This is a genomic window from Neisseria sp. P0021.S005, assembly GCF_051956955.1.
In genome coordinates this window covers 1-2,734 of the sequence record NZ_JBQCWY010000402.1, presented here as the reverse complement: position 1 = coordinate 2,734, position 2,734 = coordinate 1, and the positions used below count along the sequence as shown (strand labels likewise).

Sequence of the window (2,734 nt, the reverse complement as noted above, 5' to 3'; positions counted from 1 at the left end):
CGGCCGACACGGCGGACGCGTTTGATTTTGCCGTCCATGTTGACGGCGATACCCGACGAATCGTAGCCTCGGTATTCAAGGCGTTTGAGACCGTCGGTCAGAAAATCGACTACATTGTGATTGGCGCGAATAGCACCTACGATACCGCACATATTAAGTTCCTTAGTATCAAAAGTTTGAGAAAATGACTGCTGCTCCGGCTCCCGAAAGCGGCAGTCGGAAAACGCCGTTTTATATTCATTGAAATGGCAAATCTAGGTTTCAGACGGCCTTTTATGTTTCTCAAGGCCGTCTGAAAACAAATAAAAGACCGGCCTTACTTCTTATCGCCTTTTTCCGGACGCACCCAGCCTTCGATGACGGTTTGGCGCGAACGGGCGAGAACGAGTTTGCCGTCTTCGCAGTTGCGGGTAATCGCGCTGCCCGCGCCTGTCGTCACTTTGTTGCCGAGGGTAACGGGGGCAACCAGTACGCAGTTTGAACCGATGCGCACTTCGTCGCCAATGACGGTTTTGTGTTTGTTCACGCCGTCGTAGTTAGCAATAATCGTGCCGGCGCCGAAGTTGGTTTTGCTGCCGATCTCGGCATCACCGATGTAGGTGAGGTGGTTGGCTTTGGTACCATTGCCGATGGAGGCATTTTTGACTTCGACGAAGTTGCCGATGTGTACGTCGTCGGCCAGTTTGGCTTGCGGACGCAAACGGGCGTATGGGCCGATTTGGTTGTTTTCGCCCACTTCGCAACCTTCAAAATGGGAGAATGGCGCGATTTTGGTGTTGGCACCGATTTTGGCGTTTTTGATCACGCAGTTGGCACCGATTTCGACGTTGTCGCCGAGTTCGACTTCGCCTTCGATGACGACGTTGACGTCAATCACGACATCTTGTCCGTGTTTCAGACGGCCCCGTAAATCAAAACGTGCTGGATCGCGCAGGGTGACGCCTGCTTTGAGCAATTCTTGCGCCTGTTCGGTTTGGAAAATACGCTCGAGTTCGGCCAGTTGGAGTTTGTTGTTCACGCCGGCGGCCAGATGGGAGGCGCGCACTTGGACGGGATGAACTTTGATGCCGTCGGCAACGGCTTTGGCGATGAGGTCGGTCAGATAGTATTCGCCTTGGGCATTGTTGCTGGAAAGGCTGTTCAACCAAGCTTCGAGTTTGGCATTGGGCAGAACCAAAATGCCGGTATTGATTTCTTTCACGGCTTTTTGGGCGGCATCGGCGTCTTTTTCTTCGACAATGGCGGTTACGTTGCCGTTGCTGTCGCGGATGATGCGGCCCAAACCTGTCGGATCGTTGGGCACGTCGGTCAACAGACCGACTTCGTTGCCTGCGGCTTCGAGCAGGGTTTCGAGGGTGGCGGCGTCAATCAGGGGGACGTCGCCGTACAACACCAGCGTGCGGCCTTCGGCGGCAAGGTGCGGCAGGGCGGTTTTGACGGCGTGGCCGGTACCGAGCTGTTCGGTTTGTTCAACCCAAACGACATCGCGTTTGACGGTGTCCAAGACTTGCTCTTTGCCGTGGCCGATGACGACGCAGATGTTTTGGGGATTCAGGGAGGCGGCAGTGTCGATAACGCGCTCAACCATGGGAAGGCCGCCGATGCGGTGCAGCACTTTGGGCATTTTGGAGTACATGCGCGTGCCTTTGCCGGCGGCGAGGATGACGATATTTAAAGCTGTCTGAGCCATGATACGGTTTCCGTTGTCGTTGTTTGAGGCCGTCTGAAAAGTGGGGCAACAAGTGTTGATTGTTTTTCACTCCGTTTCAGACGGCCTTGGGGATATTGTTATTCGGTTGCTGGCTGTTGGTTGGCAAATTGCGGTTTTTGCCAGTTTTGGCCGCGTTCAGCGTGTTCCGCTTGATTGGATTGGACGGCGCGGCGCTCTGGGCGGAACTGGTTGTAATTCATGTTTTTAGAATAAGTACCATCCTGATAAACGATAGGCGTGCCGGTAGCATATTTTTGGCGTACGGCGGTACGGCCGGATTCGTTGGTGTAGGTTTCCCAAGAACAACCGGCCAAAACGGCGGCGGCAGTCAGGATTAAAGCGAGTTTACGCATGATGTTGTCCTTGTTTTTAAATGTCGTCAATACCGTGTATTGTACTTGATTTTTAAAAATTTCACGGCAGTTTTGTGCAAAATTCAAGCAAACCCTGCATATCTTTCGCTATGCCGTCGGCAAATGGCAACGGATGGGCTTTTTCGCCGTACCAAACGGTCTTCATGCCCAAGGCTTTGGCTTGGTGCAGATTGTCGGCGCTGTCGTCCACCATAATGCACTGTTCGGGTTTGACGCCCAACAGGCGGCAGACGTTGAGATAGGCTTGCGGATTGGGTTTGTAGAGCAGGCCGAAGTCGTCCGTGCCGAACAAGCCGTCAAAATGCGCTTCCAAGCCCAATGCTTCAACCAATGCGCGGACATAAAACGAAGGCCCGTTGGAAAATACGGCTTTTCGCCCTTTCAGACGGCCTAAAACGTCATCAGTTCCATCCATACCCTCCACCTTTGCCAAAATTTGCTTAAGCGGGTGACTTTCACGCAAAAATTCATCGATATCGACTTCGGGATGGTGGATTTGCAAACCGGCAAGCGTCGCGCCGTATCGGTGCCAATAATCTTGGCGCAGGTGGGAGGCGGCTTCTTCGGAAAGTTTCAGACGGCCTGCCATGTATTCGGTCATGGCGCGGTTGATGATGTAGAAAATGCCGGCTTCGGCATTGTGCAAAGT

The 2,734-nt window shown here is 53.3% G+C and carries 3 protein-coding genes; all 3 read right to left on the bottom strand.

What is annotated here, in order from left to right:
• Positions 1 to 316 precede the first annotated feature (316 nt).
• Positions 317 to 1,690, bottom strand: coding sequence for a bifunctional UDP-N-acetylglucosamine diphosphorylase/glucosamine-1-phosphate N-acetyltransferase GlmU (gene glmU / locus ACTHUE_RS14770; protein WP_440361238.1), 1,374 nt, complete (start codon positions 1,688 to 1,690; stop codon positions 317 to 319).
• Positions 1,691 to 1,788: 98 nt separating this feature from the next.
• Positions 1,789 to 2,064 (bottom strand): membrane lipoprotein lipid attachment site-containing protein, encoded by a 276-nt coding sequence (locus tag ACTHUE_RS14765; RefSeq protein WP_039861930.1) that lies wholly within the window; start codon positions 2,062 to 2,064, stop codon positions 1,789 to 1,791.
• A 61-nt stretch (positions 2,065 to 2,125) separates the two neighbouring features.
• Positions 2,126 to 2,734: pyrimidine 5'-nucleotidase (locus tag ACTHUE_RS14760; RefSeq protein ID WP_440423879.1), on the bottom strand; the 609-nt coding region annotated here is incomplete at its 5' end.